This is a genomic window from Plantactinospora sp. B6F1 (genome assembly GCF_040120695.1).
GTDB lineage: Bacteria > Actinomycetota > Actinomycetes > Mycobacteriales > Micromonosporaceae > Plantactinospora.
The window spans coordinates 440,580-466,182 of record NZ_JBEEAC010000001.1 but is presented as its reverse complement, the minus strand read 5'-3'; the positions used below and the strand labels follow the sequence as shown (position 1 = coordinate 466,182).

Here is a 25,603-nt window from a genome sequence, read left to right as displayed (position 1 = left end):
TCAAGGACCGGCGTGGCACCGACACCGACGCCGCCATCGGCACCGCCATCGGCACCGCCATCGGCACCGACCGAATCGGTGGGCCGGGCCCGGCCCCGTCAGGCCAGCAACTGCCGCTTCTGCACCTTGCCCATCGCGTTGCGCGGCAGCGCGTCGACCAGGTGCACCCGGCGGGGCCGCTTGTGCCGGGACAGCCCGGTGGCGACGAACTCGATCAGCGTCTCGGGGGTCACACCGTCGCCGACGACGTACGCCACCACCTCCTGGCCGAGGTCCGGATGCGGGGCGCCGACCACCGCCGCCTCGCGGACACCGGGATGGGCGAGCAGCATGTTCTCCACCTCACCCGCGCCGATCCGGTACCCGCCGCTCTTGATCAGGTCGATGCTGGCCCGGCCGACGATCCGGTGCTGCCCGTCCGACGCCACCGTCGCCACGTCGCCGGTGCGGAACCAGCCGTCCGGGGCGTACGCCGCCGCGGTCACCTCCGGCAGCCCGAGGTAGCCGGAGAAGAGGGTCGGGCCACGGACCTGGAGTTCACCGATGCTCTCCCCGTCAGCCGGCAGCACCGCACCGGCGTCGTCGACCAGCCGGCTCTCGACGCCGGACAGCGGCAGCCCGACGTGTCCGGGCCGGCGCTCGCCGTCGACCCGGGTGCTGATCGTGATCAGGGTCTCGGTCATGCCGTACCGCTCGATCGGCCGGTGCCCGGTCAACCCGGCCAGCCGGGCGAAGACCGGCTCCGGCAGCGGCGCGCTCCCGGAGACCAGCAGGCGCGCCGCGCCGAGCGCCCGCGCCGCGCCGGGGTCGCCCGCGATCCGCGACCACACCGTCGGTACGCCGAACAGCAGCGTCCCGCCGGCCGCCGCGTACCGGTCGGGCTGGGGTCGGCCGGTGTGCACCAGCCGGCAACCGATCCGCAGCGCTCCCAGTACGCCGAGGACCAGGCCGTGCACGTGGTACAGCGGCAGTCCGTGCACCAGGATGTCGTCCGGGGTCCACGCCCACGCCTGCGCCAGCGCGTCCAGGTCGTGCGCGATCGCGTTCCGGGTCAGCAGGACGCCCTTCGGCGCCCCGGTGGTGCCGCTGGTGTAGAGGATCAGCGCGGTGGCCGTACCCGGCGGCTCGGACAGGCCGCCGGAGGGTGCGAGTGCGGGCCCGAGGACCGGTTCGACCGGCACCGGCACCGGGTGCGGCGGTGGGGCCTCCGCCAGCAGCAGCGCCGCTCCGGAGTCGGCAAGGATGTGCGCCAGTTCCACCGGTCCAGCATCGGCCGGCACCGGCACCACCGGCACGCCGGCGATCAGCCCGGCGAGCACCCCGACCACGCCGGAGAGCGAGGCGGTCGCGTGCACGGCGACGGCCGGCGACCCGACCAGCCGGCCGGCGACCCCGGCGGCGGCCCGCCGCAGCTCCTCCCAGGAGGCGGTCTCGCCGTCGACCCGGACCGCGTCCGGGCGGTCGGGCAGTACCCCGTCCAGTGCCGGCAGCAGCATCGTTCCTCCCGTCCCTCGGCTGACGACGATCCTGCCAGCTCCGGCCGGCCCGACACCCGGCCCACGTCACCGCCCGGCCAGCCGTCACGGCCCGCCTAGCCGTCACCGTCGCCAGCCGTCACAGTCGGGCCGCCCGCCTGGTCGGGCCGCCCGCCTGGTCGGGCCACCCGCCTGGTCAGGCCGGCCCCGCCTGGTCAGGCCAGAGCGGCGCGGGCTGCCACGGCGGTGTCCGGGTGGTCGCTGAACAACCCGTCCAGGCCGAGCCCGTGGCAGAGTTCGTACTCGGCGACGATGTCGCCCCGGGCGTTCGGGTCGGCGCCGATCCGGAAGTCGATCGGCAGGAACTGGTTCTCCGCCCGGAACGTCCAGGCATGCACCACCAGTCCGGCCCGATGCGCGTCCCGGACCAGGGTGGTCGGGGCGCGCAGCCTGCCGCTCGCGTCCCGGGGCAGCAGCAGGTTCTTGTGCACGCCGATGCCGTCGGCGTAGCCGCCGATCCAGCGCAGGTTCTCCGCCGTGACCAAATCGGCATAGGTACGCGGGTCACCGGCCAGGGTGAGGTCGTACGGCCGTCCGACCGCGTCCAGCAGCTGGACCAGTCGTACCCCCGTCAGCCTGTTCAGGCCGCGAAGGCTGGCGGTTTCGAAGGATTGGATGATCACCGGGTCCGCCCTGCCGGTCATGCCGTTCTTCCCGAGTACCCGCACCAGCGGCTCCTCCAGCGGCAGTCCGATCGACCGAAAGTAGCTGGGATGCTTTGTCTCCGGGTAGATGCCGATGGTCCGGCCCAGCCGGCGGCTCTCGTCGCGGGCCAGGTCGACGACCTCCTGCAGGGTCGGCACCGGCAGCTGGCCGTCGAACGCGGTGTTGGTCGCCCGAATCTGTGGCAGCCGCTCCCGTGCCCGCAGCGTCCTCAGCTCGGCCAGGGTGAAGTCCTCGGTGAACCAGCCGGTCACCGAGGTGCCGTCGATGGTCTTGGTCGTCCTCCGGGCGGCGAACTCGGGGTGGGCGGCGACGTCGGTGGTGCCGGAGATCTCGTTCTCGTGCCGGGCCACCAGCACCCCGTCCCGGGTGCAGACCAGGTCGGGCTCGATGAAGTCGGCACCCAGCCGGATCGCCAGCCGGTACGCCTCCAGGGTGTGTTCCGGACGGTAGCCGCTGGCGCCGCGGTGCGCGATCACCAACGGGCGGTCAACGGTCATCCGGCCCCCTCTCCCCGCGACCGCCCGGTCCACCGGACATTGTCGCCGATCATCCACTCCGTGTCCCGGGGTCCGCCGATACGGACGGGTCGCCGAACCCGGGTCCGCGCCGTACGGCTCCTTTGAGCATCCATGCCTAACCGTTAGACTTCAGCGCGCCAGGCATCGGAGGTCGGTGGATGAAACACCTTGTGCTCGGCCTGCTCGCCGCCGGCCCGGCCCACGGCTACGAGCTGCGTCGACGCTACGACGAGCTGTTCGCCGACGCCGCTGGCGAAGTCAACATCGGCCAGGTCTACGTGACGCTCGGCCGGCTGGAGCGGGACGGGCTGGTCGCACACACCACCGAGTCCGGCGGCGACCGGCGCGATCGCAAGGTCTACCGGCTCACCGAGCCCGGCACGGCAGCGCTGCACGAGTGGCTCTCCGCCCCCTCCGACCCCCCGCTGGTCAAACCGGACGTGCTGCTCCGACTGGTCGCCGCCCAGCTCGCCGCGCCCCTGCTGCCCGACGTGGATTCCCGGACGGTCGTCACCGACCACCGGCAGCGCTGTCTGGAGGCGCTCCGGGAGCTCGACCGGCAGGCGGCGCGCACCGCCGCCGGAAGCGTCAGCGGCCTGCTGGTGCAGGCGACCGCGCTGCACCTACAGGCCGAGTTGCGCTGGCTGGAGGCGTGCCAGCAGCAACTCGCGCAGATCGAGCTCAAGACCTCCTGGAAGGGAGACGGCGATGAGTGACCCGCTGCTGCGCGCCCGTGGGCTGGCCCGCAGCTACCACGGCGGCGTACGGGACCTCGCCGCCCTCCGGGACGTCTCGCTCGAGGTGGCGGCCGGCGACTGGGTAGCCGTGACCGGACCGAGCGGCTGCGGCAAGTCGACCCTGCTGCACCTGCTCGGTGGGCTCGACCGCCCCGACCGGGGCGAGGTGTGGCTGGCCGGCCAGCGGATGGACACCCGCTCGGAGAGTGGCCGAGCCCTGATCCGGCGCCGGCACGTCGGCTTCGTCTTCCAGTTCCTCAACCTGGTGCCGACGATGACGGTGGCCGGCAACGTGGAGCTGCCGCTGGTGCTCCAGGGCGTCGGCCGCCGGGATGCCCGCCGCCGGGCGCTTGAGGTACTCGACGAGTTGGATCTGGTCGGGGCCGCTGACGCCGCACCGGCCGAACTCTCCGGCGGCCAGCAGCAACGGGTGGCCCTGGCCCGCGCCGTGGTGCACCGCCCCGACATACTGCTCGCCGACGAGCCGACCGGCGCACTGGACTCGGCCGCCGCCGAGACCGTGCTCGACCTGCTCCGCCGACGTCACCAGGACGGCCAGAGCATCGTGCTGGTCACCCACGACCACCGGGTAGCGGCGGCCGCGGACCGGGTGGTCACGATGCTCGACGGGCAGATCGTCGACGAGCGGGACCTGACCGGCTCGGCCGGTCGACCCGGGTTCGGCAACCTGATCGACCTGGAGGGCTGACCGGTGTCCGCCGTCCTCCGACTCGTCCGCTCCGGTCTGCGCGGCGGCAACCTGGCCGGCGCGTTCGCCACCGTCCTGGTCTCCGCGCTGGCCACCGCCGGCATGGTCGCCGGACTGTCCGTGCAGGGCCAGGGCGGTGCGGAGGTGGACCGGATCTACCGCGAGGCCGGCCGCCCGGACCTGGTCGTCTACGGCACGCCGGAGGTGCTGGAGGACGTACGGCAGGACCCGGCGTTCGCGGCGACGACCCCGGTGACCCCGTATCTTGCCGGGGTCGTGGCGCTCGGCCGGGACACGGTCGACGCCCGGATCACCGCCCTGGCCGGCGGCACGGCCGCGCTGGGCCGACCGCTGCTGCGTACCGGCGGGTGGCCGTCGGCCGGGGAGGTGGTCTTCGACCAGGCCGCCGCCACCGCGGCCGGGATCCGCGCCGGTGACCGGGTGCGGCTGACCGTCGGCGGTCGGCCCGCCCTGCTGACCGTGGCCGGTACCGCGGTCGACCTGACCGACTGCTTCTACCCGGACTGCGACCCGATCCGGCTCTTCGTCGACCCCGCCACCCTGGCCACGCTCGCCCCGCCGCCGGCCGCCACCCCGACCGCCGAGGTCACCCCGACACCCACTGCCACGCCCACCCCGGGTGCCGGACCGGCCAGGTCGCCCGAGGCCGGTCCGACAACGGCGGCCCGGCAGACCGCGGTGCTGGTCGCCCGGCTGGTCGAGCCCGACCGGGCCGACGCGGTGGCTGCCCGGATCGGCACCCGCTCCGGCGTGCAGGCGGTCCAACCGTGGCCGGACACCAGGGACGACATCCTCATCCGGGACCGGATCTTCGGTGCCTCGCTGGCCGGCTTCGGCGTCTTCGTCCTGCTCGCCGCCGCCTTCGTGGTCGCCGGCACCGCCGCCGCCCGGCTACTCGCCCGGCGGCGGGAGATCGCGCTGCTCCAGTCCGTCGGCTACACCGCCCGACAGGTGACGACCGGACTCGTCGCCGAGACGCTGCTGCTCGGCGCGGCGGGGATACTCGCCGGCTGGGTGGCCGGCATCCTGGTCGCCCCCTTCCTCCAGCTCGGCCTCGCTGGCGCGCTCGGCCGGGCGGGCCCGCGGATCGACCCACCGTCGCTGCTCGGCTCCGCCCTGCTGGTCGGTACGGTCCTCGCGGCCGCCACCGTAGCGCCGGCCTGGCGGGCGGCCCGGCAACCGGTCTCCGACGTGCTGCGCGACGCCGCACCGCGCGGCGCGGAACCGGCCCGGGTCACCCGGATCCTCGACCGGCTCCGGCTCGGCCCCACCTACCGGTACGGGCTCGGTGCCGTACTCACCCGGCCCGAGCGCTCGGCACTGACCGCCGCCGCCCTTTCGGTCGCCGTGGCGGCGGTGGTCGTCGGGGGTGGCTTCACCGCCACAGTGGATCGGCTGGTCGCCGAGCCGGCCCGGACCGGTGACCCCTACGACGCCGTCGTGGTGGCCGACGGCACCGATCCGGCCACCCTGACCGCAGCGCTGGCCGGTACGCCGGGTGCCGCCGGCTGGTACAGCCAGCTCGACCGGCGGACCACCCTCGGCGACCAGACGTTCCTGTCCCGCGCCATCGGTGGGGATCCCGCCGACGCCCGGTTCCTGGTCCAGCAGGGCCGGCCGCTGCGGGCACCCGGCGAGGCGATCGCCGGATACGGACTGCTGCGCCGGTTCGACCTCCAGGTCGGTGACACGGTCGAGGTCCGGGCGGGCGGCACTCCGCTGCGGCTGACCATCGTGGGCTGGTACAGCGAGACCGAGGACACCGGAGAACTGCTGATGTACCGGGCCGAGATGCTGCCGGGGGTGGCACCGGAGGCGTACCTGGTCTCGGCCGGTCCGACCGCCAGCCCGGAGACGCTGGCCGCCGCCCTGCGGGACCGGCTCGGCCCCGGCGTCACGGTGCACGCCCGGGCGTCCGATCCGGACGACCTCGGCACCTTCACCATGGCGATGCGCCTGCTGGCCGCCCTCGTCCTGCTGGTCAGCCTCGCCAACCTGGCCGCCGCGCTGCTGACCGTCGCCCGGGAACGCGCCCGCACCCTCGGGGTACTCCGCGCGGTCGGGTTCACCGTCCGGCAGACCCTCGCCCAGTCCGCTACCGGCGGTGCCGCGCTCGGCCTCGCCGCCGCGCTCGTCGGACTCCCCGCGGGGCTGCTGCTGCTCCGGCTCCTCACCGACCGGGTACTGGTCGGCATCGGCGCCGGGCCGGGACTCGCCGAGCTTCCCCCGGCCGCGCTGCTCGCCGGGACCGTGCCGGCGGCCGCCCTGGCCGGCGCGCTCGCCGGGGTGCTGGCCGCCGGCCGGCTGGCCCGGACCCCGGCCGCCGACCTGGTGCGCTACGAGTGACCCGGTACGCCCGACCGGCACGCCGCGCGTACCGGTGGATCAGAACTCGTCGTCGAACCGGACCGTGCCGGTCACCCCGACCTGGTACGCCGAGACCCGCCGCTCGAAGAAGTTGGACAGTTCCTGGACGTCCTGCAACTCCATGAAGGCGAACGGGTTCGCCGACCCGTACAGCGGCTCGATGTCGAGTTGGGCCAACCGGCGGTCCGCGACGTACTGGAGGTACTCCCGCATGTCCGGCAGCGAGAGTCCGGAGACCCCCTGTGCGAGCAGGTCCTCGGCGAACTGCACCTCGCACTCGACCGCCTCGGCGACCATCTCGCGGACCTGTCCGCGCAGCTCGTCGTCGAAGAGGTCCGGCTCCTCCCCGCGTACGGTGTCGACGACGTCGAAGGCGAACGCCATGTGCATCGACTCGTCCCGGAACACCCAGTTGGTTCCGGAGGCGAGCCCGTGCAGCAACCCGCGGGACCGGAGGAAGTAGACGTACGCGAACGCGCCGTAGAAGAACAGCCCCTCGATGCAGGCGGCGAAGCAGATCAGGTTGAGCAGGAACGCCCGACGATCGGCACGGGTCCGCAGCTCACGCAGCTCGAAGACGGAGTCGATCCATCTGAAGCAGAACTCGGCCTTGCGGCGGATCGACGGGATGTTCTCGATGGCGGCGAAGGCGGCGAACCGCTCCTCGTCGTCCGGCACGTACGTGTCGAGCAGGTTGAGGTAGAACTGCACGTGTACCGCCTCCTCGAAGAGTTGGCGGGACAGGTAGAGCCGGCCCTCCGGCGAGTTGACGTGCTGATAGAGGTTGAGCACCAGGTTGTTGGCCACGATCGTGTCGCCGGTGGCGAAGAACGCCACCAGCCGGCTGACCAGGTGCCGCTCGGCCGGGGAGAGCCGGTCCAGGTCGGCCAGATCGGCGTGCAGGTCCACCTCCTCCACGGTCCAGGTGTTCCGGATCGCGTCCCGGAACCGGTCGAAGAAGTGCGGGTAGCGCATCGGACGCAGGGTCAGGTCCATTCCGGGGTCGAGCAGCATGGGTTCCTCTCGGTCGCTGGTGGTGGTGGAGGAGGTCACTGGCAGGCCTCGCAGGATTCCGGGTTCTCCAGCGAGCAGGCCGAGGTCGGATCCGGCGCCTCGGCACGGGACGGCGGCACGGCGGCCAGCGCCGGCCGGGAGCCCTGCGGCACCCCCACCGTCGCCTGCTGGATCCGGGTGGCCGGGCGGGACCTGAGGTAGTAGGTCGTCTTCAGTCCCGACTTCCAGGCGTACAGGTACATCGAGCTGAGCCGGCCGATGTCGGGCGCGGCCATGAAGAGGTTCAGCGACTGGGACTGGTCGACATAGGGGGCCCGGGCGGCGGCCAGGTCGATCAGCGCCCGCTGTGGCAGCTCCCAGGCGGTACGGAACAGCTCGCGCAGCCGCGCCGGCAGCTCCTCGATGCCCTGCACCGAGCCTTCGGCCCGCTTGATGGCGGTCCGGATCCGCTCGGTCCACAGCCCGCGTGCCTTCAGCTCCGCCACCAGGGCGGTGTTGACCTGGAGGAACTCTCCGCTCAGCGTCTCCCGCTTGAACAGGTTGGAGACCTGCGGCTCGATGCACTCGTAGCAGCCGGCGATCGAGGCGATGGTGGCCGTCGGGGCGATCGCGACCAGCAGCGAGTTACGCAGCCCGTACGCCGAGATCCGGTCGCGCAGCGCGGCCCAGCGCCCGGTCTGCCGGCCGGTCACCCCCCACAGGTCGGGTTGCAGCTGCCCGGCCGCGGCCCGGGTCTGCGGGTACGCCGGGTGGGCGCCGAACCGCTCGGCCAGCCCGGCCGAGGTCTCCAGCGCGGTCAGGTAGATCTCCTCGGCGATCCGGGTGGAGAGTTCCCGCGCGGCCGGCGAGTCGAACGGCAGCCGCAGCGCGAAGAAGACGTCCTGCAACCCCATCACCCCGAGCCCGACCGGCCGCCACCGGGGATTGCTCGCCGCCGCCTCCCGGCTCGGGTAGTAGTTGATGTCGATCACCCGGTCCAGGAAGGTCACCGCGGTCCGGACGGTCTCCCGCAGCCGTACCCAGTCGATGCCGTCCGGGACGGCGGGCATGCCGCCGGGGTCGGCCGGGCCGGTAGGCACGACGCCGGGGTCGGCCGGGCCGGTCGGCAGGTGCGCGGCCAGGTTGACCGAGCCCAGGTTGCACACGGCGGTCTCGGTGTCGCCGGAGACCTCGATGATCTCGGTGCAGAGGTTGGAGAGGTGCACCACGTTGCCCGGCTCGGCGGTCTGGTTGCACAGCCGGTTCGAGGTGTCCTTGAAGGTCATCCAGCCGTTGCCGGTCTGGGCCAGCGTGCGCATCATCCGGCCGTAGAGGTCACGGGCCCGGACCTGGCGGACATACCGGCCCTGCTCCTCGGCCGCGCGGTACGCCGCGTCGAACTCCGCGCCCCACAGGTCGGGCAGCTCCGGCACCTCGTCCGGGTCGAACAGCGACCAGATCCCGTCCGCCTCGACCCGCCGCATGAACTCGTCCGGAACCCAGTTGGCCAGGTTCAGGTTGTGGGTACGCCGGGCCTCCTCGCCGGTGTTGTCCCGCAGGTGCAGGAACTCCTCGACGTCCGGATGCCACGGTTCGAGATAGACGCAGGCCGCGCCCTTGCGCCGACCGCCCTGGTTGACCGCCGCGACCGACGAGTCGAGGGTGCGCAGGAACGGGACGATGCCGTTGGACGTACCGTTGGTGCCCCGAATCAGCGCGCCCCGGGAGCGGATCCGGGACCACGAGATGCCGATCCCACCGGCGAACTTGGACAGCCGCGCCACCTGGGCGTACCGGTCGTAGATCGAGTCCAGTTCGTCGCGAGGCGAGTCGACCAGATAACAGGAGGACATCTGGGTGTGCCGGGTGCCGGAGTTGAACAGCGTCGGCGAGCTGGGCAGATACGCGAGCGAGGCCATCAGCCGGTAGAAGCCGATCGCCTCGTCCGGGGTCCGGGACAGCCCGCAGGCGACCCGGAGCAGCCAGTACTGCGGGGTCTCCAGCACCAGCCGGTCCACCGGATGCCGCAGCAGATACCGGTCGTAGACGGTACGCAGCCCGAAGTACTCGAAGCGCCGGTCGGCGGCAGGGTCGACGGCGTCGTCGAGTTCGCGGGCGTGGGCGCGGACGAACTCGGCCGTCTCGTCGCCGATCAGGCCGTGTCGGTGTCCGAGTCGGATCGACTCGCTGAACGTGTCGACACCCTGCCCCCGGACCTCCTGGTCGAGGTATCCGGCGAGCAGCCGGGCGGCCAGTCGGGAGTACTGCGGCTCCTCGCCGATCAGCTCGGCGGCGGTCCGCACGCAGAGCCGGTGCAGCTCGGCGGCGGTCGCTCCGTCGGGCAGGCCGTTGACCGCCCGGGTCGCCACCCGCACCGGGTCGACATCGGGCAGGTCGTCGGCCTGGTGCCGCACCGCCCGGGCGATCGTGGCGACGTCCGCCGGCGCGGTGACCCCGTCGCGGCCGCGTACCCGGGGCGGCCGGGCGTCCCGGCCGGGGCGGTGACCGCCGGTGTCCGACATCGTCGGCTGCTCGGCGTCTCGCGCCGCCGGCCTCGGCGGACAGCTCGGAGTTCCGCCCGTCCCGCTCGGCGTGGCCTCGGTGACCGTCACGACTCTCTCCTCGCGCACTCGACTCCTCCGGTCCGGACTACTCCGGTCCGGAGGAAGCCGCGCGGAGACGCCGACGGGCACGCGATGGCGTACGTCGGTGGCGTCGGCCGTCCCGCGCGGCCTCGGACCGCCGCGTACGGGCTCGTACGCGGCGCGCTGGCAGGTCTTCGGACTCGTGGGCGGTCCACCGGGTACCGGTGGTTCGCCTACTGGCCGTCGCTTCCCAGGCGGTCCGGTTCTCGGCCGGACGACCCAGTGCGTGATGACGGCGGTCGTTCCCACTCACCGCTGCGGGGCAGTCCCGGACTCCCACCGGGTTCCCTCTTGCCTCGACCGCCGGCGGCGGCCGAACCAGCTGCAGGCAACACCATATATAGGGATGGCCCGAAAGTCATACCCCAAGATGTCGTGTCGGCGTGTCGGCGTGCCTCACGGCCACACCCCGGCGTCACAATGACGGGTCGTCGCCCGTCCTGTCCGCGATGCCACCGTGGCCCCCGCCGACCCGTCGGTCCGGGTCGGCCCGATCCGATCCGACGACACGCGGAGACTTCCATGCACATCCTGATCACCGGGGCGACCGGGCGGCTGGGCCGGGTGCTCACCCCGGAACTGGCCCGGGCCGGGCACACCGTACGGGCTGCCAGCCGCGCTCCGGCGCCACTCGGAAAGACCGGCCCGGACCTGCCTGCGGAGGGCGGCGGCGAGGTGCGGCCGGTCCGGCTCGATCTGGTCACCGGAGCCGGACTACCGGCCGCGGTCGACGGCGTCGACACCGTCGTCCACCTGGCGTCCGCGCCCTACCAGCGCGGCTACACCCGTCAGGTCGACGTGGCCGGCACCCGCCGGCTGGTCGACGCGGCCGGCCGGGCCGGGGTACGACACCTGGTGTACCTGTCGATCGTCGGCGCCGACCGGGTGCCCTGGCCGTACTTCCGGATCAAGATCGAGGCCGAGGCGGCGGTCGCGGCCGGCCCGGTGCCGTGGACGGTACTCCGGGTCACCCAGTTCCACGAGTTCCTGGCCGAGGCGATGAGCCGGCTGGACCGGCTGCCGGTACTGCCCGTCGATCCGGGAATCACCGCGCAGCCGGTCGATGTTGCCGACGTCGCCGCGTACCTGCGGTGGCGGGTGACCGCCGCACCGGGCGGGGCGACCGAGGAGTTCGGCGGGCCGGCGGTACTGGACGCCGCAACGCTCGCCCGGGACTGGCTGGCGGCGCGACGGATCCGCCGCCGGCTGCTCCGGCTACCGGTGCCGGGGCGGCTCGGCCGCGCCTTCCGGGCGGGTGCGCTGGTCTCCCCCACCGGCGACCGGGGACGGATCACCTGGCAGGAGTACCTTTCCGGCAGGTCGGAGCGGGCGGGGTAGCGCCCGGGTGGGCTCCGCAGGGTCCGGCGCCGGGTCGGCGGCAAAGCCGATCATGCGCCGGCGGCAGAGCCGATCCGGCGGCGGGTACCTCCCAGACGTCGACGAAGCTCACCGAGCGGATCGATGCGATGATGTGGAGACCGGACGATTCCGCAGAGCGAGCGAAACTGAGGGCCCGGCACAATTCCGGTGAAAAACCCCGGACCCGGTCGGGCGCGTGGCGGGGAGACAGCGATGCACCACCCCTGGTAACGTCGGCGACACTCGGCGTCGAATCATGGATCTCCATGTTCCGTGCGGCGCCGCCCTTGTACCGGCAGGTGCTCGAACAGGGAGTTGTCACTGCCCACACGAGCCTCTCAGTTCTTCTCGCGTCGCGGGTGCACACCGTGCCGGGCCCGGTAGGTCGTCTCCGGGTTCCCGGCCACGTCCGCCCGGCTCAGGAGGTGACGGGATGACCAGTTCGGTCGACGTACGGGACGGCTATGCTCTCTCGCCGGTCCAGCGCGGCGTCCTCCGCCCAGCCTCCGAGGAGGTCGATCCGGCCTGCGACCTCGAACAGGTGCGCCTCGTCATCCGTGGCCGGCTGCGGGTCGCCGAGTTCCAGCAGGCGTGGCACCGGGTGATCGCCCGCCACGAGGTGCTGCGCACCGGGTTCGTCCGGCACCGGGTCGAGGAGCCTGTCCAGGTGGTCGCGGCGAAGGCGCCGCCACCCGAGTGGCACCTCGACGACCTGCGGGCCATCCGGGCCTGCCAGCGCCGACGCGGCCTTGCCGAGTTCCTCGCCGCCGACCGGGTCCGGGGCTTCACCCTGGACGCGCCGCCGCTGACCCGGTTCGCCCTGCTCCGCGTCTCCGAGACCGAGCACCTGCTGGTCTGGACGGCCCACCACCTGGTCGTCGACGGCTGGAGCCTGCCGATCCTGCTCCGCGAGGTGCTCGCCGAATACCAGGCGGCGATCGACGGCCGGGAGGTCGCGCTGCCGGCTCCGACGCCGTTCCGGGACCACGTGGCCCGGGCTGCCGCCCGTGACCTTGCCGAGGCGGAGGATTTCTGGCGCGCGGAGTTGTCCGACCGGCCCGTGCCCGGACCGCTGCAGAGCGATCCGCCGGCCTGGCGGGGAGAGCCGGCGGACGCGTTCGACGAATACACGTTCGAACTGACCGGCGAGGACACCTACCTGCTGCACGAGGCCATCGCTCCACAGCGGATCACGCTGGAGACGGCGATTCAGGGCTGCTGGGCGCGGCTGCTCTCCGCCCGCGCCGGGACCGGCGACATCATCATCGGTTCGACGGTCGCCGGCCGGGGCGCCGGGCCGGCCGCGGAGGCCCTGGTCGGTCCGCTGGCCAACACCGTGCCGGTCCGGGTCCGGATCCGGCCCGACCAACCGGTCGGAGTGTGGTTGCGCGGATTGCAGGCACGCCAGGCCCTGGCCCGCCCGTTCGAACACGTGCCGCCGGCACTGGTCCGGTCCTGGGCCGGGCTGCCTGCCGGGGCGCCGCTGTTCGAGACCGTCCTCGACTTCGAGACCTATTCGATGGACAACGACCTGTTCACCGGTACGGCCGACGCGTCGATCCTCTCCGTACGCTTCGACGGCCGGTGGTCGGCGTCGCACCACCCGCTCAACCTGCTCGTCGTACCCGGCGAGCGGCTCGGCCTGCACGCCAGGTACGACCTGCGGCACCTCGATCCGGAGACGGTCGAGAGCCTGCTCACCGACCTCGCGCTCCTGCTCAGCCTGGTCGCCACGGATCCAGACCGGCCGGTTTCGGCGCTCCGCCCGCCGGACGACGAGCCCCTCCCCACCGGCTGACTCGGTGCCGGTGGGACCCCGGCGCCGTGCGGCGAGCCGGTCAACAGCAGGGCGACGGCCACGTGCAGAGCAATGGCCTTTTTCAACCTGGACCGCGCGGCGCTCATGCACCGCGTCCGACCTTACGGTCCGTCGGACCGCAAGGGGAGGTTGAAAAAGGTTCAATGTGGACCACGGAGAACCGGGGCGCCGGTCAGGAATCGACCAGACCGAGAGCGGTGAGCCCACCGGTCAGGTCTGCGGCGGTGACCAGATGACGGAGGTTTCCCTGCTCACGTAGGTCGATCCGGCAGCCGGCAGGACCGAAGTGGACGGTCACCCACTGCCCCGCATGGTGCGCGCCGAGCCGGCGCAGCATCGGCTCCGGGTCGGTGATCACCTCCGCCATCGACGCCTGCGGCACCGCGATCGATTGCGCAGGGTCGTCCGGCACCGCCTCGGCCAGCACACTGCCCAGATAGTCGACGGCGTAGGCGACCGCCCCGGCCAGCGTCGGCCGGCCCGCCGGCTCGGCCTCCGGCGCCGTCGGGGCGGCGACAGTGATCTCGACGTACCAGCAGAGGCCCTGCACACGCAGCGGGTCGTCGGCGTTGTGCCGGTTGTCGCGTACCGAGACGTCGACCGCGAGGCCGAGGCCATGGGCGAGCCGGATCAGGTGGGCCAACGGCGGCACCTCGGGTGCTGCGGCCAGCACGATCAGCCGGCCGCCGGGTCGGCCCCGACCGGACTGGGCAAGATGCTGGGTCAGCGGCTCGACGCCGGTCACGTGCAGCGTGACGTACCCCTCGCGGAGGTCCTGGTCGACCGACCAACCACCGTCGGCCTCGGTGAGGTCCTCCGGGCGTACCCGAAGGTGCTGGCGTGGGTGGCCAGCCGGAAGCGCTCGGGTAGCTGGACCACCGGCTTGCCGCCGGGTTGGGTCGCGACCAGCGGCGCGGGCGCGGCGTCGCCGGCCCGCCAGTTGAGGTGTACGACCTGGTGGTCCAGGTCAGTGAGGGTGACGACCAGCCCCCGGAAGATCCGGTGGCTGCCCAGGCAGGTGTGGCAGGTCAGCATCCCGGCGCGTAGCCCGGTGCCGAGGCAACTGTCGCAGTCCGGATCGACCGTGGCGGTGCCGACGGTACAGAAGCAGGGTCGCAGCCCGCTGCCGGGGTCGCAGGCCGGGCACGGGGTGTGCGGGATAGCATCGCCGAGCCAGCCGGGGTCGGGTGGTTCCCAGCCGCGCCGCAGCACCTCGGTGTGCCGGCGCAACATCTGGCCGGTGTCCCGCTCGACCAGCCGTTCGGTCCGGTCGGCGACCCGCAGACTGGTGTACCACCAGTGCCCGTCCCGCCAGATCGCGCAGGCGCCGGGGAGCGGCTCTCCGGTGCGCAGATCGGTGCACCCGGAAATCACCCGGCGCTCCACCTGGTCAAGATCCCGGACCGGCCGCGCGGGGTCGGCCGGCTTGACCGACGGAACGAGATATCGGGCCGGTGCGGCCAGGCCGCGCGCCGCGATGCCGGAGATCGCGGACAACGCGGTGGCGGTGCCGAGCGCCTCGGTCAGGCTGTATGCGGTGCCGCGCCGGGCCGTCGGCACCGCCGCCCCGGGTACGTCGAAGCGGACGTCCCAGAGCAGGTCGTCGTGGCCCTGGCACAGTCGACGCGCCTCCAGCACCAGGTCGAGGCAGAGCCAATCGGCGAGCGCACAGAGCTGACCGAGCCGCTGCTCCGGGGCGACCGACGGCGGGGCGACGCTGCGGCCGAGAAACACCTGCCAGCTCTCGTCGGGGTGCCCGGCAATGGCCTGGGCTTCCAGCGTCAGCCGCTGATCGTCGGGCAGTTCGGGGCTCCACTCGCGGGGCAGCCCTACGGCCGACCCGTCGTCCGACTGCCCGTAACAGTCCGTCCAGGTGACCGCGCCGACGGCTTCGGCCAGCGCATCGACCAGGGGTTTCAGCGGCAGCTGCCATCCGTGGTCGGGTGCCGGCCGGGGCGGCACCGTGCCCGGGACGACACTGGCCGAGGCGACCTCGCCGGTGTCGAGGTTGGCCACGGTCAGCACGAGCTGCGCCCGCCGCTGGCCGCGCTGTCCGCACCGATGGCAGGCGGTCGCGACCTGTCCGACGCCGCGACAGACCCGGCATTCCTGGTACGGCTCGCGGGGTGCCTGGTCGTCGGTGACCAGCATCCGGTTGCCGTACCCGACGCAGAGGCAGACGCCGACCGTGAAGGTCAGCCCGTCGCAGCTCGGGCAGGTGACGGTCACGGCGCGGCCGGTCATCGGCCCGTCCACCATCGAATACGACAGACATTTGCGCGCACGGCAGCATCATCCTTTCGCCGAGGATTATTGATCAGCGCGGCGGCCCAGTAGAAAACTGTTTGGACGGTCGCCTCTCAGGGGCCATCTTGTAGCGTGTACCGGGCGGCTGGCAACAAATTCGCGCGAGAAATCGGCGCCGCGTATTGACTTATTTCTGGTGAACGGATAGACGTTTTATCGGAGGCGGCAGGATGTTGCAGAATCGAACGCGGGGAGTGATCAAATGACCGAGGACATGGGTTCGACCGTGCCGCGCCGCCAGCTCGGCCGAACGCTCAAGCAGCTCCGCACCGAGGCCGGGGTGACCCTTGACGCGGCGGCCGAGGCGCTGGAGTGCAGCCGGCAGAAGGTCTGGCGGATCGAGAGTGGGCTCGGCGTGGTCCGCTCGCTCGACGTCAAGGCGATGTGCGCGCTCTACGACGTGCGGCCGGACCTGGTCACCGCCCTGGTCGGCCTGGCCAGCCAGACCAAGGCCAAGGGCTGGTGGCACGCGTACGGGGACGCCATCCCCGAGTGGTTCGAGCTGTACGTCGGCCTCGAAGCGGTTGCCGCCCGATTGCGCCGATACGACGAAGCGCTGGTGCCAGGGCTGCTCCAGACCAAGGACTACGCACGCGCCGTTTACGACCACCGGACCGAGGTCAGCTCAAAGGAGCGCGAGCGGCTGGTTGAACTTCGGCTGCAACGCCAGTCCCTGCTCACCCGGCGTCTGCCACCTGCGCCCAAACTTGACGTGGTCATCCACGAGGCGGCCCTGCTGCGAACCGTCGGCGGTCGGGAAACCATGGCAGCGCAGCTACGTCACCTGCTCAGTGTGAACGATCTGCCTTCCACTTCGATCCGGGTGATGCCGCTGTCCGCCGGGCTTCACAGAGGTGTGGAAGCGGGGACGTTTGTGATGCTCGACTTCCCGCCCGGGAACCGGAACACCCCGGAGCCGCCCGTCATCTACAGCGAGTCCTGGACCGGCGCGCTCTACCTCGACCGGCCGGAGGAGGTAGCAGCCTACGAAACAATCTGGAACAGCCTCGATGCGCTCGCGCTCGATGATGGACAATCGAAGCACATGATCAGCAAAATCATTGGAGAGGTCCATCATGGCTGACCTGACCAGCGCCCAGTGGCGCAAGAGCACTCGCAGCGGGAGCAACGGTGGCGACTGTGTCGAGGTCGCCGACAACCTGGCCGACGTCGTCGCCGTACGCGACAGCAAGGACCAGTCCGGGCCGGTCCTCACCTTCTCGCCGTACACCTGGTCCGCCTTCGTCGCCGGAGTCAAGACCGCCAGCATCACCCGCTGACCTCGCCCGTTCCGCCGGATACCCTCAGTCCTTGGCCGGGGCGTCCGTTGTTCCGTCAGTTCTACGGCGCGACGTCCGCCCGCTCCCGTCAAACTTGGCTCCCTCCAGCCCACGCTGTCGGCTTCAGGGCTGCGACCAATTGACCGCACCCGATAGGGTCCGGCCACGGACCAGACGTGGCGCCAACTCGGGGGTCAGGCAGTGACGATCGATGAGGTAAAGGCCACCCTCCGTGCAGGCATCGAGGCAATCGAGCAGGGCCGCACCACGTTCGAGCAGGCCGCCGCTGACGCCTCCGAAGCCATCGCACGCGCCCACCAACTCCTGCACGACAGTCAGGATGGCGAAGTCCAGAAGGCGCGGAAGCGCCTGACCGAGGCAGATGGTGAGGTCAAGGCAACCGTCAACCGATTCCTCGCGGCCAAGGGCAACGCCACGTCCTACCTCACCAACCTCGGATGACCGGCAGCGTCGGCGATGTCATCGCCCAGTTGCTTGCCGTACTCAAAAGGCTGGACACCGCCGCCGTCACCGCCCTACGCGCCCAAGCCGACGCCGACCAAGCCGAAGCACACTTCACCGATGTCGCCAGGGGCACCGACCACAACCACATCCGTCAGGCCGTCACGGCCAGCCACACCGCCAGCGAGAAGGCCGCCCGGTACGCCCGACTCCTCGCCAAGGCGAACGAAAGCTTGACCGCCTACATCAACAAAATCGCCCCCGGCTCGACCCCCACCCACCAGGCCGCGGACCCGGCGACACCTTCGGGCGAGCGACTCGTGGCCGAGGCGGAGGGTGCTGGGAGCAAAGCGGAGACATTCCTGCGGAGGCATGTCAAGAAGGCAGACGACACCGAGGACACGCTCAAGCAAGTCGAGCAAGCTGTCACAACTGGTGTCAAGGAGGTGTTCGGTGGTTTCAAAGGCGGAGCAGGCACGATCGGCACCCCAAGTTCGACTACGCCGAGCGCCAACACGCCGGTCGACCGGCCGCAGTTGGAACATCCGGTAACGGCCGTCATCATGGCTGCCGGCGCAGTTGTAGTTGGAGTCCGGGCGATTTGGAAGACAGGCAAGAAGCACCGCGAGAGGAACCGCCATGACGATCAGCCCTGAGATGGTCGAGTACATCCGCACGATGGTGAAGGGCGACCACGCAGCCAACGACCGGATCGAGGCCAAGCTGGATGCGCAAGGATGGGACGACTTCCCGACCTTGCTCGGCGCCGTCTTCTACTTTGCGGTCAACCGACGCTTCGGGGCGAGCACGACAGCAGCCGACGTCATGGTGTTCGTCGCGGAGATGCGGGCTGCCGCACCCGCCGGATCACCAGAGATCGACGCGAACGCTGCGGAGAGTCTGGTCCGCGCAGCGCTCGACCCCAGCCTCGACCTTGACATCGACCCCCAGATGGCTGGCCGCATCCAAGGACTGGCCATCCTGCACATTCTCAGCAGCCCGCACACCACCGACGAGGATCTAGATGACCTGCTGGCAAACGCCGTCGAGGCCGCGAGGCGGGCCTGAGGATCAGCCTGATCACGCCGGACCGAACGACCCAAACGCCGAGCAGTCGACGCCCAGTTGGGCCAATCCGGTGTCGAACAAGTCGGTGCTGAACTGCGCCGACGAGCCGGGGACGTGCTCCCGCTCGCCCGCGCGGCAGGGGGAACGAATACGACACCACTTGCGCGCGCACGACAGCATCATCCTTTCGCCGAGGATTAGCGATGGTCACAAGTGACGAGCTGCGAGCACGGTCAGCAAAAGACCTACCCGGTGCGGCGTCGAGCCTGCTCCACCCCGGCCAGCAGGATCTGCGAGATCAACTCCATCCGGACGCTGTCCGGACTGTCCTCGTCGGCGTAGAGGCGGTCGAGCATGTGGCGTACGTCGCGCAGCCGGTCGGGCTCGCCGTCGGCGTCGGTTCCCGCGACCGACTCGCCGCTACCGCGGATCACACCGTCAGACCCCGGATGCGTCATAACCCGCCACCCCCACTCCGCGCAGTGGTGAACTTCCGATCCCGGCCGTGGCGCCGAGGATCGTGCCGACGGTGGCCCGGGCACTGATCAACGTCCAGCCGAAGTACCCGATGTACTTGACGAGTTTGAAGGTCTCGAACACCGCCGCCGCTTCGGCGAAGGGGCCGCCCTTCCGCCGGGCGATGATGATCAGCGCGGTGTCGATGGCCATCTTGATGGTGTCGACCACCAGCGATGCGGTGTACATCGCGAACTCGGCGAACTCCTCGTACGTCTGATGGACCTTCGTGAACCGCGACAGCATGTCCTTGAAGACGTTGGCGAGCGCCTGGAACTGCGCGTACGCCGCCTCGCTCGCCCCGCCGTCCCAGTTGCGGTCCAGCGAGGCGAGTCCCCGGTCGATGTTCTTGCCGATCCGCTCCAAGGCCTCGCCGATGACCCGCCAGGCCCCGGCGGCCCTGCTGTAGGCCTCCCAGTCGCCGGCGAAGAACCGGCCCGCCCGGTCCAGCGGGTTGACCCCGGTCGCCTCCTGGATGAAGTTGAGCACCGTTCCGGAGATGCTGGTCGCATCGCCGATCTTGTCGAGGATCTTGGTGGGATCGGAGAACTGCTCGTAGGAGGGGGTCCCGACCAGCAGGTCGAGCGGGTTCATGTAGTCGGCGAAGCCGGAGTGGCTCGCCTCCCAGCCCTCCCGGGCGGTCGGGTTGCTGAACTGGCGCTCGAAGCGCTCCTTGGCCGCCTCGTCGCTGCCGTCGTAGAGCTTCGCGGCCTTGGCCAGTTCCGCCGCCGAACCCCGCAACGCCTGGCCAAGCTGGTTGATCAGGTTCTCGGCGTCGGCGTAGATCCGGTCGTGGAAGTTCAGCGCCTTGGCCAGCAGCCCCTCCGAGTCGATCGCCTGCATCTCCGCGCCGCACCACTGGCGCAGGTACGCCAGAATCTTGTCGTTGTGTGCGGCGTTCCGGTTGAGCAGGGCAGCGTACCCGCGCAGGTCGGCGGTCTTCACCTTTACCGTCATCCCTGCTCCTCCTCCCGGGCCGCTGCCATGGCCTCGCTGCCCTCGACACGCAGCCGCTCCCGATCCTCGTCGGACAGCTCGTGCCACCAGTTCGTGTGCTCGTAGGCCCGCTGGGCGAAGACCTCGCCGTAGACGCTCGACCCCACCGCCTGGTAGAGCGTGATGTTGCCCGCCAGGACGTCGCGGGCCATGTCCCGGGCCAGCGGGTCGGAGTCGTCCCGAGCCTGCTCCGCCAGGTCCTCGCGCAGCATCCGCTCCAGGACCGGGTCCCGCAGGTTCGGTAGCAGCGGCTTATCCACGGTGCATCCCCCGTCCCCGGTTCCGGTTCCGGTTCCGGCGACAACCACGCCCGAGGCGGCCTCCGCACCCGAGCGGATCCGCTCCGGCCCCGCCGGACCTCTTCCCGACCATCAGTTCTCCGATCTTGCCCGCTACCCCGCTGGACGCTAGGACGGAATCCGGGACTGTCGTGACGGTCATTCGCCCCACAAGCCGGATCAGCCCCGGTTTCGGAGGTCGGCTTGTCACAACTCCTCGATCCCGACCAGGCCGTCCTGGATAGCCCGGGCGACCAGCGCGGCCTTCGTCGAGGCCGGACGTCCGGCGTTGGCGTACCTGATCCGGACCCGGTCGATGTAGCTGTTCACGGTGCGAACGGAGAGGTTGAGCTTGCGCGCCACCATCTCCTTGGACTCGCAGGCGAACCAGTTGACCAGTACGTCGGTCTCGCGGGGGGTGAGCCGGGGTCGGTCCGGCCGGTTGTCGGTGCTGATCGCGCGGGCCATCACGGGCGGGGTGTACGGCATGTTCCGGCTCGCGGTGTGGATGGCCCGGACCAGGTGGTTCGGGCCCTCGGACTTGGTCAGGCAGGCGTGCGCGCCGAGATCGAGGCAGGTGAGGATGGTGTCCCGATCCTCCCGCATGGTGTAAACGATCACGGAACGGCCGGCGTCGACAAGTCGCCGCAGGTCGCGGTAGGCGGGGACGTCCCGGTTGAGCAGCAGGTCGAAGACGACGACGTCGGCGGAGAGGCCGGGATCGGTCCAGGCCACCGCCGGGGTCGCACCGGAGTCGAGAACCTCGATCGGCGGGTCTGCCGCGGCGCACCAGGCGCGGATGCCGGTGACGATCGCCGGGTGGTCGTCGATGACCACGGCCGTGGTCAGTCTCCCGCTTGCCATGTGGCCTCTATCCACACCATCGATCCGTCGACGAGCCGGGTGACGGTCACTCCGTCGGTGCCCGCGGTGCCGTCGCCGTTCGCGGTGCCGTCGCCGTTCGCGGAGCCGTCGCCGTTCGCGGAGCCGTCGCCGTTCGCGCCCCTGTCGGCGCCGATGCCGCTGGTGGTGGCCTCCGGAGCGGCGCCGGCCAGCCCGTCGAGCTTAGCGTCGGCGACGACGCTCACCGTCACGCCGCCGGGGAAACCGAGCAGCGTGACCCGGACCTCGGCGGTGGCGGTCGCGATGATCCGCAACGCCGGCTCGGTCAACGCCCGCCGTGCCGGCAGGGGTGGGGTCGGCCACTCGCCGCAGGTGCCGAGGTAGACCGCCACCCCGGTGCGGTCGGCCAGGTCGAGACAGGCGCGCAGCTCGTGCAGGAGAGGATCGACCACCTCGTCGTGCTCCGCCAGTAGTCGGCGCAGTCGGGCCGCCGCCACGGCGTACCGGCGGCGCACCCGCTCGTCGGAGAGGTCCGCGGAGCCGGTGCTCAGGTCGGCCAGGAGCGGCACGCAGGTGGTGGCGAGGGTGGCGTAGCGAGACCGGCGGTCGAGGTGCAGGTGTTCCGCGACGGCCTCGGCGGTGCGTACCCGCTCGGCGTCGGCTGCGGCGTCGGAGACGGTCGCCACCAGCCCGGGTAGCGCCGCCGCGCAGGCCAGCACCGGAAGCTGGCAGCCGAGCACGTTCACGGTCACCACGACCAGGTCGACGATCTCGTGTCCCTGCCCGACCAGGGCGAGCTGGGCGAAGCTCGCGGCGGTGTACGCGCCGAGAAACGCCGCCGCCGCCGCGAGGCTGTGATCGACCAGTAGGAGCAGCCCGAACCAGCCGATCATGCCGTAGGACCACTCCTCCTCCGACATCAGCGCGTCGGCGGGTATCCCGGTGGTGGCCAGCGCCGCCGCCCCGACCACGGCCGCCACCATCAGCCAACGAATCCGGCCCAGCGGCCGGTCCCGGACGACGGGCACCCCGGCCACCACGGCGACCGCGGTCAGCAGGCCGAACGCGAGGACCTGCTGCCCCACGCTGTGGTAGGTCTCCGGGTGAGCCAGCAGCAGCGGCAGGGCGAAGCCGAAGAGCCCGGTGACCGTGATGGCGAGCAGGGCCAGGCGCAGCCCGTGCAGGAGCCTGCCCACCGGAAGCCGTGGCATCGGCTCAGTCATCGGGCACCTCCAGCCGGACCCGGGTACCCCCGCCGGGGGTCGAGGTCACCCTCGCCCGACCGTCGACCCGGTCCAGTCGCTCCTGGATGGAGTACGCCAGCCCGCGCCGATGCCTGGGCACCCGGTCCGGTGCGAAGCCCCGACCCTGGTCGACGACCTCCACCACGGTCTGGCCAGCAGAACGGTGCACGAGCAGTTCCGCCGTCCCGACTCCGGCGTGCCGGGCCACGTTCGTCAGCGCCTCCCCGACGGCGGCACCTATCGCTCCGGCGCGGTCCGTCGGCAGCAGGAGCTCCGGTGGCGCCCGGAGCGCCACCGCGACGGGCGCGTTCCGGGCCACCTGGCGCAGCGCCCGCACCAGGTCGGTGCTGGTGTCGGCGAGGTCCGGGCCGGCGGCCAGGGCAGCCAGGTCGCGGCCGGCCTGTGCGGCGAGCCAGGGCTCGGTGCCGTCGACCATCCGGGCACCGACCGCGAGCAGGGTGCTGGCCGCGGTGTCGTGCAGCACCGCGAGGTGCTCCCGTTCATCGGCCCACCGGGCGGCAGCCACCGCCGCCTCGCGCCGGGCCCGTTCCCGTTCCGCGACGGCCCGGTCGGCCTGGCGGGCACCGGTCCGGACCATCAGGAACAGCACCCGGGACAGGCCGGCCTCCACGAGGGTCCAGAGCCCGAGCGGTACGGACTCGGACCAGGCGCCGGGCGCCGCGAGGACGTTACCCGCCAGGTGCGCCGTCACGATCACCGTGGCCAGCAGCGCACCGTAGGTGGCGGTCGTGAGCCACTGGTGCGTCACGGCGGTGACCACAACGACCGCGAGGACCCAGTTGGTGCTGTCGACCAGCGCGTCCGGCGCCACCGTCCAGCGCTGCGTCAGGCACAGCAGCACGATCAGCAGGGTGTCCACCGGCAGCAGCCAGCGACGGGACCCGGCACGGGCGTACAGCACACTCCAGGCGCAGATTGCGGCGACCACGCCGCCGACCAGCGCGCGCCGCTCCGGGACCGCCTGCAAGAGGGCGGCGGTGCCGGCACAGACCATCGTCGCGCTGCGTACGACGAGGGCGTACCGCCGGCCCAGGCGGCGCAACCCGCGTTCGGTCCCGCCGATCCTCCTGCCGCCGCCGGACGCTGCGCTACCGCCGGTCGGGTCGGCGCGGGCGGGGATGTCCTGCGACGCTGGCCGTCGTCGCCACCGGCCCCGCTCCGCCCTCACGGCGTGCTGGCCGTGCGATGGCCGGAAATGGTCGTTGATTCGGTGTTCATGAACGTTCGCCGGGACGCTGGATGTCAGGGGTCCGGCCGAGAATACCCGGGCCCGGGTCGGCGGAGCCGCCGCCGGGGGACGATCCCGGGGCCCGGTGTCCCGCCGGTATGCCGGCCCGGGCGCGGTGGACGTGTCCCGGTCAGCGGCTGAGGCGCTGGTACTGGCGTACCGCCAGGGGCAGGAAGATCGCGGTGATCACCGCCGGCCAGAGCACGGCGGCGGTGACGGCGTGCTCCTCGATCCAGTAGCCGCTGGCCACGGCGGGAGACTGGAACAGGTCCCGGATCGCTCCAGCGGTGGAGGAGACCGGATTCCAGGCCGCGACCGCGCCGAGCCAGCCGGGCATCAGGTGTGGCGGCGCGAAGACCGACGAGACCATGCCGAACGGGAAGGCGAGCGCGAACAGGTTCCCTGCCGCCTCGGTGTTCTTCAGCATCAACCCGAGCTGGATTCCGACGAAGATCAGGGCCGTACGCAGCCACAGCAGCAGCGCGAAGGCGGTCAACGTGTCGGCGAGGCTGCCGCCGGGGCGCCAGCCGAGCACCAGCGCGATCACGACCAGGATGATCAGGTCCACGGTGGCGTGGATGACGTCGGCCAGGCCCCGCCCGGTGACCACCGCCGACGAGGCCATCGGCATGGAGCGGAAGCGGTCGATGAACCCGCGCTCCTTGATAATGGTTACCGCGAACGCGGTGTTCATGAAGCCGAAGGCCATGGTCATGGCGAAGAGGCCGGGCATGGCGAACTCCAGGTAGCCGGTGCCGGCGCCCTGCCCCGAGACGTCCATGGCACTGCCGAAGACGTAGACGAACATCAGCACCATGACGATCGGGAAGCCGAGCTGCCAGGCGAAGGTGGAGGGCTGCCGGACGAGGTGCACCATCTCCTGGAGCAGGATCGTCCAGCAGTCGACGACCGCCCACCTGATCCGGCTGGCGAGGGTGTCGGTGGTCTCCGGCGCGAGGGGGATCGTCGTCATCTGCTGGCCTCCAGTCGCACGGTGGGGCGGGTCTCACCGGCGGGTGCGTCGGCACCCCGGCGTTCGTCGGTCAGGTGCAGAAATGCCTCGTCCAGGGTGGGGCGGCGCACCCCCAGGTCGGCCACGGTGATCTCCCCCCGGCGCAGTTCCGCGGCGACCTCGGTCAGCGCCGCCACGCCGTCGGCCACCGGTACGCTGACCGCCAGTTCGCTCTCGTCCACCGTGGCCGTACGCCCGACGGCGGCGACCCGGTGCGCGAGCGCGCGGATCGCCGGCAGGTCGGCCGATTCGACCGCGACGATTTCCAGCCGTTCGTTGCCGATCCGGCGCTTCAACCCGTCCGGGGTGTCCTCGACGACGTTGCGGCCGTGATCGATCACCCCGATCCGGTCACACAGCCGGTCGGCTTCGTCGAGATAGTGAGTGGTGAGCACGACCGTGGTGCCGCGTGAGGCCAGGTCTCCCACCGCCTGCCACACCTCGCGCCGTCCGGCCGGGTCCAGTCCGGTGGTGGGCTCGTCGAGGAAGAGCACGTCGGGGGCGAGGACCATGCTGGAGGCGAGGTCGAGCCGGCGGCGCATCCCGCCCGAGAACTTTTTCGGAGTCTTCTCCGCCGCCTGGGCGAGACCGAACTGGTCCAGCAACTCCTGGGCCCGCTGCCGGGCCGCGACCGCACCGATGTGGAACAGGCGGCCGAACATCACCAGGTTCTGCCGGGCGCTGATGTTGTCGTCGACCGCGGTGTTCTGCCCGGTCAGGCCGATGCGCCGGCGTACCAGGCGGGGCTGGGTCCGGACGTCGTAGCCGGCGACCTCGGCCCGGCCGCCGTCCGGCCGGAGCAGGGTGCACAGGATGCGAACGGCGGTGGTCTTGCCGGCGCCGTTGGGGCCGAGCAGTCCGTAGACCAGACCGCGCGGCACGGCGAGGTCCAGCCCGGCCAGTGCCTGGGTGTCGCGGTATCTCTTCTGTAGGCCCTCGGTGATGACGACATGGTGGGAAGTGGGCAAGGGAAACCCCC

General features: G+C 71.6%; 24 protein-coding genes and 1 riboswitch. Of the genes, 10 read left to right on the top strand and 14 right to left on the bottom strand.

The window, feature by feature from the left end:
• Positions 1–98 precede the first annotated feature (98 nt).
• Positions 99–1,496 carry an acyl-CoA synthetase gene (locus tag ABNF97_RS01800; protein ID WP_349337422.1) on the bottom strand — a complete coding sequence of 466 codons (1,398 nt, stop codon included), beginning with the start codon at positions 1,494–1,496 and terminating at the stop codon, positions 99–101.
• A gap of 194 nt (positions 1,497–1,690) precedes the next feature.
• Positions 1,691–2,698, bottom strand: a complete 1,008-nt coding sequence (locus ABNF97_RS01795) for a glycerophosphodiester phosphodiesterase (protein WP_349337421.1) — start codon at positions 2,696–2,698, stop codon at positions 1,691–1,693.
• Positions 2,699–2,877: 179 nt separating this feature from the next.
• Between ABNF97_RS01795 and ABNF97_RS01790 the strand changes: the two genes are divergently transcribed.
• From ABNF97_RS01790 to ABNF97_RS01780, 3 genes are read left to right on the top strand one after another with little or no spacing between them, the layout of a single operon-like run.
• Complete coding sequence (locus tag ABNF97_RS01790) at positions 2,878–3,435, top strand: helix-turn-helix transcriptional regulator (RefSeq protein WP_207230511.1); 558 nt, start codon at positions 2,878–2,880, stop codon at positions 3,433–3,435.
• Positions 3,428–4,165 (top strand): ATP-binding cassette domain-containing protein, encoded by a 738-nt coding sequence (locus ABNF97_RS01785; protein ID WP_130462774.1) that lies wholly within the window; start codon positions 3,428–3,430, stop codon positions 4,163–4,165. The genes ABNF97_RS01790 and ABNF97_RS01785 overlap by 8 nt, the downstream gene beginning before the upstream one ends.
• A gap of 3 nt (positions 4,166–4,168) precedes the next feature.
• The gene (locus tag ABNF97_RS01780) at positions 4,169–6,532 is read left to right on the top strand and encodes an ABC transporter permease (RefSeq protein ID WP_349337420.1); all 2,364 of its coding nucleotides are present in this window, start codon (positions 4,169–4,171) and stop codon (positions 6,530–6,532) included.
• Positions 6,533–6,571: 39 nt separating this feature from the next.
• Here the strand turns inward: ABNF97_RS01780 and ABNF97_RS01775 are convergent, their stop codons facing one another.
• Together ABNF97_RS01775 and ABNF97_RS01770 are read right to left on the bottom strand one after the other, a co-directional pair.
• Complete coding sequence (locus ABNF97_RS01775) at positions 6,572–7,567, bottom strand: ribonucleotide-diphosphate reductase subunit beta (protein ID WP_130462772.1); 996 nt, start codon at positions 7,565–7,567, stop codon at positions 6,572–6,574.
• Positions 7,568–7,602: 35 nt separating this feature from the next.
• On the bottom strand, positions 7,603–10,068 hold the full coding sequence (locus ABNF97_RS01770; RefSeq protein WP_349337567.1) for a ribonucleoside-diphosphate reductase subunit alpha: 2,466 nt from the start codon (positions 10,066–10,068) through the stop codon (positions 7,603–7,605).
• Between the two features lie 231 nt (positions 10,069–10,299).
• A riboswitch (cobalamin riboswitch) is annotated at positions 10,300–10,529 on the bottom strand.
• 184 nt (positions 10,530–10,713) lie between these two features.
• On the opposite strand from ABNF97_RS01770, the gene ABNF97_RS01765 reads away from it, so the two are divergent.
• A complete protein-coding gene (locus ABNF97_RS01765) occupies positions 10,714–11,529 on the top strand; it encodes an SDR family oxidoreductase (protein WP_349337419.1) in 816 nt (271 codons plus the stop codon).
• 454 nt (positions 11,530–11,983) lie between these two features.
• Positions 11,984–13,348 (top strand): condensation domain-containing protein, encoded by a 1,365-nt coding sequence (locus tag ABNF97_RS01760; RefSeq protein ID WP_349337418.1) that lies wholly within the window; start codon positions 11,984–11,986, stop codon positions 13,346–13,348.
• A gap of 193 nt (positions 13,349–13,541) precedes the next feature.
• Here ABNF97_RS01760 and ABNF97_RS01755 read toward each other — a convergent pair whose 3' ends face one another.
• Positions 13,542–14,114 carry a hypothetical protein gene (locus tag ABNF97_RS01755; RefSeq protein WP_349337417.1) on the bottom strand — a complete coding sequence of 191 codons (573 nt, stop codon included), beginning with the start codon at positions 14,112–14,114 and terminating at the stop codon, positions 13,542–13,544.
• Complete coding sequence (locus ABNF97_RS01750; RefSeq protein ID WP_349337416.1) at positions 14,111–15,613, bottom strand: hypothetical protein; 1,503 nt, start codon at positions 15,611–15,613, stop codon at positions 14,111–14,113. Before ABNF97_RS01750 ends, ABNF97_RS01755 begins: the two co-directional genes overlap by 4 nt.
• Before the next feature lie 265 nt (positions 15,614–15,878).
• On the opposite strand from ABNF97_RS01750, the gene ABNF97_RS01745 reads away from it, so the two are divergent.
• From ABNF97_RS01745 to ABNF97_RS01725, 5 genes are all read left to right on the top strand, one after another.
• Entirely contained in the window at positions 15,879–16,760 is an 882-nt protein-coding gene (locus ABNF97_RS01745; protein ID WP_349337415.1) for a helix-turn-helix domain-containing protein, read from the top strand.
• Positions 16,753–16,956, top strand: a complete 204-nt coding sequence (locus ABNF97_RS01740; protein WP_349337414.1) for a DUF397 domain-containing protein — start codon at positions 16,753–16,755, stop codon at positions 16,954–16,956. Before ABNF97_RS01745 ends, ABNF97_RS01740 begins: the two co-directional genes overlap by 8 nt.
• Before the next feature lie 201 nt (positions 16,957–17,157).
• On the top strand, positions 17,158–17,418 hold the full coding sequence (locus ABNF97_RS01735) for a hypothetical protein (protein ID WP_349337413.1): 261 nt from the start codon (positions 17,158–17,160) through the stop codon (positions 17,416–17,418).
• Complete coding sequence (locus tag ABNF97_RS01730) at positions 17,415–18,074, top strand: hypothetical protein (protein WP_349337412.1); 660 nt, start codon at positions 17,415–17,417, stop codon at positions 18,072–18,074. Before ABNF97_RS01735 ends, ABNF97_RS01730 begins: the two co-directional genes overlap by 4 nt.
• Positions 18,058–18,486, top strand: a complete 429-nt coding sequence (locus tag ABNF97_RS01725; protein ID WP_349337411.1) for a hypothetical protein — start codon at positions 18,058–18,060, stop codon at positions 18,484–18,486. Before ABNF97_RS01730 ends, ABNF97_RS01725 begins: the two co-directional genes overlap by 17 nt.
• A gap of 245 nt (positions 18,487–18,731) precedes the next feature.
• On the opposite strand, the gene ABNF97_RS01720 is transcribed toward ABNF97_RS01725, so the two are convergent.
• The 8 genes from ABNF97_RS01720 to ABNF97_RS01685 form a co-directional block, all read right to left on the bottom strand.
• Positions 18,732–18,920: a hypothetical protein gene (locus tag ABNF97_RS01720; RefSeq protein WP_349337410.1), complete on the bottom strand. Its 189-nt coding sequence runs from the start codon at positions 18,918–18,920 to the stop codon at positions 18,732–18,734.
• Between the two features lie 4 nt (positions 18,921–18,924).
• The gene (locus tag ABNF97_RS01715; RefSeq protein WP_349337409.1) at positions 18,925–19,959 is read right to left on the bottom strand and encodes a hypothetical protein; all 1,035 of its coding nucleotides are present in this window, start codon (positions 19,957–19,959) and stop codon (positions 18,925–18,927) included.
• Positions 19,956–20,258 (bottom strand): hypothetical protein, encoded by a 303-nt coding sequence (locus ABNF97_RS01710; RefSeq protein WP_349337408.1) that lies wholly within the window; start codon positions 20,256–20,258, stop codon positions 19,956–19,958. The genes ABNF97_RS01715 and ABNF97_RS01710 overlap by 4 nt, the downstream gene beginning before the upstream one ends.
• A gap of 225 nt (positions 20,259–20,483) precedes the next feature.
• Positions 20,484–21,140: a response regulator gene (locus tag ABNF97_RS01705; protein WP_349337407.1), complete on the bottom strand. Its 657-nt coding sequence runs from the start codon at positions 21,138–21,140 to the stop codon at positions 20,484–20,486.
• Positions 21,122–22,342, bottom strand: a complete 1,221-nt coding sequence (locus ABNF97_RS01700; RefSeq protein ID WP_349337406.1) for a hypothetical protein — start codon at positions 22,340–22,342, stop codon at positions 21,122–21,124. The genes ABNF97_RS01705 and ABNF97_RS01700 overlap by 19 nt, the downstream gene beginning before the upstream one ends.
• On the bottom strand, positions 22,335–23,426 hold the full coding sequence (locus ABNF97_RS01695; protein WP_349337405.1) for a sensor histidine kinase: 1,092 nt from the start codon (positions 23,424–23,426) through the stop codon (positions 22,335–22,337). Before ABNF97_RS01695 ends, ABNF97_RS01700 begins: the two co-directional genes overlap by 8 nt.
• 316 nt (positions 23,427–23,742) lie before the next feature.
• A complete protein-coding gene (locus ABNF97_RS01690; protein WP_349337404.1) occupies positions 23,743–24,585 on the bottom strand; it encodes an ABC transporter permease in 843 nt (280 codons plus the stop codon).
• Entirely contained in the window at positions 24,582–25,592 is a 1,011-nt protein-coding gene (locus ABNF97_RS01685) for an ATP-binding cassette domain-containing protein (protein ID WP_349337403.1), read from the bottom strand. The genes ABNF97_RS01690 and ABNF97_RS01685 overlap by 4 nt, the downstream gene beginning before the upstream one ends.
• Between the last annotated feature and the right edge of the window lie 11 nt (positions 25,593–25,603).